General features: G+C 61.8%; 6 protein-coding genes. 3 read left to right on the top strand and 3 right to left on the bottom strand.

The window, feature by feature from the left end; translation table 11 throughout:
- Nucleotides 1–212 (bottom strand): class I SAM-dependent methyltransferase (locus QT222_RS05605; protein ID WP_491476577.1); only part of this gene is annotated, 212 nt, incomplete at its 3' end.
- A gap of 152 nt (nt 213–364) precedes the next feature.
- On the opposite strand from QT222_RS05605, the gene QT222_RS05600 reads away from it, so the two are divergent.
- Nucleotides 365–553 (top strand): HEWD family protein, encoded by a 189-nt coding sequence (locus QT222_RS05600; RefSeq protein ID WP_491476576.1) that lies wholly within the window; start codon nt 365–367, stop codon nt 551–553.
- A 55-nt stretch (nt 554–608) separates the two neighbouring features.
- Nucleotides 609–911, top strand: coding sequence for a divalent-cation tolerance protein CutA (gene cutA, locus QT222_RS05595; RefSeq protein WP_491476575.1), 303 nt, complete (start codon nt 609–611; stop codon nt 909–911).
- 35 nt (nt 912–946) lie between these two features.
- On the opposite strand, the gene QT222_RS05590 is transcribed toward cutA, so the two are convergent.
- Together QT222_RS05590 and QT222_RS05585 are read right to left on the bottom strand one after the other, a co-directional pair.
- Entirely contained in the window at nt 947–1,615 is a 669-nt protein-coding gene (locus QT222_RS05590; RefSeq protein ID WP_004056858.1) for a phosphoglycolate phosphatase, read from the bottom strand.
- A gap of 76 nt (nt 1,616–1,691) precedes the next feature.
- Nucleotides 1,692–2,864: a Cdc6/Cdc18 family protein gene (locus QT222_RS05585; RefSeq protein ID WP_491476574.1), complete on the bottom strand. Its 1,173-nt coding sequence runs from the start codon at nt 2,862–2,864 to the stop codon at nt 1,692–1,694.
- A 358-nt stretch (nt 2,865–3,222) separates the two neighbouring features.
- Between QT222_RS05585 and glpA the strand changes: the two genes are divergently transcribed.
- Nucleotides 3,223–4,359: anaerobic glycerol-3-phosphate dehydrogenase subunit GlpA (glpA, locus tag QT222_RS05580; protein ID WP_491476573.1), on the top strand; the 1,137-nt coding region annotated here is incomplete at its 3' end.

Raw genomic sequence — 4,359 nt, 5'->3', positions numbered from 1 at the left:
TGCATGTCCTCCGGGACGTCGACTGCGCACAGCATTCCGACGAAGGGGGCCGCGTTGTCGGGGAAGAATCCGGTCCCGCCCCCGAGGTGGGCGATGGCGCCCCCCGGGGACGGCCCCAAGTGCGACAGCAGCTCGTAGCGAGAGACGAACCGGTAACTCTCGGGGTCGGCGAGTTTGGCCGCCGCGTCGATGTCGAAGGTGTGAAAGCCCATAGCTTCCCTCGGGTCGGAGACCGGTAAGTCCCATCGGTTGCGGAGGTCATGTGTTCGTTTTATGCACAACACCAGCGACTGGTTCCGTTTCTCGGACCGTGAATCTGCCGTCGACGATGGGCTTTTTTGCTCCGGCGGACAGTCGTTCACGTATGGAACCCCAACTTCGACGGCCCACGCGACGCGCTTGCGAGCGCTGCGGTCGGGTAGAACGCTGGGACGAGGATGCGGCGACGTGGGTCGTCACATCCGAAGACGGCGAAAAACAGGTGGGCAGTCCGTACTGCATCCACGAGTGGGATATCAACGGCCGCTTTGCACCCTTCGAAGAGCCAGCCTGAACTGAAGCGGGTCTGAAAGCCCTGAAGGTTCCCGAATACCTGAAGCGTATTTGAGATGCCGACAGTCTACATCACTGCACCGCCCTCGTCGGCGGACGAACTCGCTCGGACGCTCGTCGAAGAGCGACTCGCAGCCTGCGTGAATCGCGTTTCCTGCGACTCGGTTTACCGCTGGGACGGAGACGTACACGACGACGAAGAGACGATTCTCCTCGCTAAGACGACCGACGACCGCTACGACGACCTCGTCGCTCGGGTTGTCGAACTACATCCCTACGACGTTCCCTGTATCGAGCGATTCGACGAGGCACACGTCCTCGACGCGTACGCCGCGTGGGTCGAAGGCGAAGTACAGTAAGACCGACGTAAGACCGACTCCGGCGTCGAAACCGACTATTCTCGAAGCGCGTCGAGCACCGAATACGTGCCGTCCATGTACGATTCCTCCAGTACCTCGTCGGCCGCTGCTTTGGCTACCTCGTCGGCGTTGGCGACGGCGTAAGATTGCCCCACGACGCGGAACGTCGAGGCGTCGTTCTCGCTGTCGCCGATGGCGACGAAGTCCTCGGGGTCGTAGTCTATCGTCTCACAGACGTGTTCGAGACCGACACCCTTCTCGACGCCGTGTGATTTGACGTGGTAGGCGAATCCCGTGTCGATGACTTCGAGGTCGAACGCGTCCGCGACATCTCTCAGGAGTGCCTCGTCAGCGTCGAGGCTGACGGCGATTTCGGTCTCGCGCCAGCGGTTGACGGTGTCGGCGGTACCCCATCCGAGGTCGCCGCCGCGAGCGACGAACTCGTCGGCGACGGCCTGTGCGGCCTCGCGGTTGCCCGCGTAGGTTACCTCGCCGTCGACGAGGACGACCCCGCCGTTTTCGGCGATGACGGTTTCGGGAAGTCCGAGGTAGTGACACAGGGAGACCGGGTAGGGAAAGGCCTTGCCGGTGGCGAGAATGACGGGCGCGTCCCACGACGGGAGCACGTCGAAGGCTCGGGGGTCGAGTCGACTCTGTGCGTCGGTGAGCGTCCCGTCGATATCGAGTACCAGCGGTGGAACCATACCCGTGGTTTAGAGAGCGGGGAAAAAGAGTCAGCGGTCGAAAGTAGGAAGTGTCGACACTCGGGTTCCTCGGAGTTCAGTGATTCGTATAGATGAGTCCGCGGAACGCCAACGTCGAAAAGTTCGGGATGGGACGCGTCGCCGGACGGCCCGGCCCATCCGTCGAGTCGCGCTCGGAGACGCGGCGAACGATTCCGAGGTCCGAAAGTTCGTAGAGAACGCGTCTGATAGTCGCTGCCGACAGCGACACGGTCGGTGTCGATGCGATTGCCTCCGTCGCCGCCGAGACCGACGCTGTGTCCTCGTCGTCGAGTTCGACGAACGCCCGAAGCACGTGATGGCGACTGTCCGGGAGGGCGAAGACGCGACCCAGCGAGCAACCATCCTCCGGAACCGCGCCCATACCGGCGTCGACGTACTCGGCACCGATGGTGTCCGCACCGTCTGTCGCCGCCAACGTGGTCGCACCGTACAGCGCCGAAAGCGCGTCGTGGGCGTCCCCGTCAGCCCACGCGGCAACGTTGCTCGTCACCTCGTGAGTGAGCGCGTTGCGCGCGACGCCGTCGGAAGCACGCGCGACGAGGATGTCGACGAGGCTGTGTCGCTCGTATTTCGGAACCGAGACCGACTGGATTCGCTCAGCGGTTTCGCCGTCGAGCGGTGTTCGACCGACTGTGAGAACCGAGAAATTCGGTGACACCGCTTCGAGGGCTTCGATGGCCGTCATCGCTTCGTACGTCTCCGGCTCGCCAACGTGGTCGACTGCGACGACTGCGCGTTCGTCGTAAGAGACCCGCCTCGCGAGTCGGTCGCGCAACGCCTCGACGCCGACCCCTTGCGACGGGATTGATTCTTCGGACAGCGCATCGAGGGTCGCATGGAGGAGCGCGAACTCAGTTGATGCATCGCGGGCGTCGATATACGCGAACGAAGTCGTGGGTGCCCCGGCAGTACGGGTGGTCGTATAGATGACCGACTGCTGGGATGGGACGACGCGCGAGAGATGTTCGAAGAGCGTCGTCACGACGGCGGACTTTCCTGCCCCTTTGGGACCGTAAATGTGGGCGTTCGGCGGAAGGTCACCGTCGAAAATCGGGTCGAGGTGGTCGAGAATCCGCTCGAGTGTTGGGCCGCGACCCGTCGGTTCGTCCGGGTGGGCAGTCGGGTCTAACGCACTCAGGTCTCGAACGAGGCGACGTCTTGTTCCGCCACGTTGCCGCCGTCGGGTGATTCTGTCTTCGAGTCGCATGACGTAGGTGTGTCTCGTCTCAACGATATCCGGTGCACGAATAAAAACCGAACTACTATCACGTTTAAGCATGTTTGGTGAGAACATAGAACACGATTTTCACCCGAATATCGTCATTTCAAAGACAGTTGAGAGGTTCCTAAATACGCGTGGTGAGCAATTGCCCGTAACTAATATGAACAATAATTTTGAATTATATTCGGCCTTTCAAATCGGTTCACAAACGCCAATATACGGTATTCTACGGGCGGTACGTTGGCAACCACCCGTCGAAAGTGGTCCGAGTACTGAGACAAATCGAGGGTAAGATGAGTGAAGGTAAAATAAAGTGCCGTCGGTCCTACCTCACGAAAGACAGATGAATAAATCGCCGAGCGTCCTCGTCATTGGCGGGGGGTCGACTGGTACGGGCATCGCACGGGACCTCGCGATGCGCGGGCTGGACGTGACCCTCGTCGAGAAGGGGAACCTCACACATGGGACGACGGGGCGGATGCACGGGCTCCTCCACAGTGGAGGACGGTACGCGGTGTCCGAACAGGCATCGGCCAAGGAGTGTATCGTGGAAAATCGCGTCCTGCGACGAATCGCGGGACACTGCGTCGAGATGACGGGCGGGCTGTTCGTCCAGCGCCCCGAAGATTCCGACGAGTACTTCCAGAAGAAGTTAGAGGGCTGCCGCGAGTGCGGCATCCCCGCCGAAGTCCTCTCACCCGAAGAGGCCCGCGAGATGGAGCCGTACCTCGCGAAGGACATCAAACGCGCCATCAAGGTCCCTGACGGCGCAGTCGACCCGTTCCGGCTCTGCGTGGCGAACGCCGCGAGCGCCGTCGAACACGGCGCGCGCGTCGAGACGCACTCGGAAGTCACGGACGTGCTGGTCGAAGACGGCGAAGTCGTCGGCGTCGAAGTGACCCACCAAACTGGGACCGGACCATACGTTCACGGGAACCCCGGCGAAGTCGAAGAGATATACGCCGACTACGTCGTCAACGCGACCGGTGCATGGGCAGGTCAGATTGGCGATTTCGCCGGCGTCGACGTCGAAGTCCGGCCATCGAAGGGTGTCATGACCATCATGAACACCCGACAGGTCGACACGGTCGTCAACCGCTGCCGACCGAAGGGTGACGCGGACATCATCGTCCCCCACGAGACGACGTGTATTCTCGGGACGACGGACGAAGAGGTCGAAGACCCCGAAGACTACCCCGAAGAAGGCTGGGAAGTCGACCTGATGATAGAGACGCTCTCGGAACTCGTGCCGATGCTGGAAGACGCGCGGACGATTCGGTCGTTCTGGGGCGTCCGCCCGCTGTACGAGCCGCCGGGAACGGGCACGGAGGACCCGACGGACATCACGCGCGAGTTCTTCCTTCTCGACCACGCCGACCGCGACGACCTGCCGGGCATGACGAGCATCGTCGGCGGGAAACTCACCACCTACCGGATGATGGCCGAGAAGATTTCCGACCACGTCTGCGAAAAACTCGAC

This window comes from Haloferax sp. s1 (genome assembly GCF_058382125.1).
Note: the sequence above shows the minus strand (reverse complement) of the source record. Positions and strands in the feature narration are given on the sequence as shown.

Bases quoted from the DNA above. Each gene is read 5' to 3' on its own strand.
- QT222_RS05600 (WP_491476576.1), top strand. From the start codon at position 365: ATGGAACCCCAACTTCGACGGCCCACGCGACGCGCTTGCGAGCGCTGC.
- cutA (WP_491476575.1), top strand. From the start codon at position 609: ATGCCGACAGTCTACATCACTGCACCGCCCTCGTCGGCGGACGAACTC.
- QT222_RS05590 (WP_004056858.1), bottom strand. From the start codon at position 1,615: ATGGTTCCACCGCTGGTACTCGATATCGACGGGACGCTCACCGACGCA.
- QT222_RS05585 (WP_491476574.1), bottom strand. From the start codon at position 2,864: ATGCGACTCGAAGACAGAATCACCCGACGGCGGCAACGTGGCGGAACA.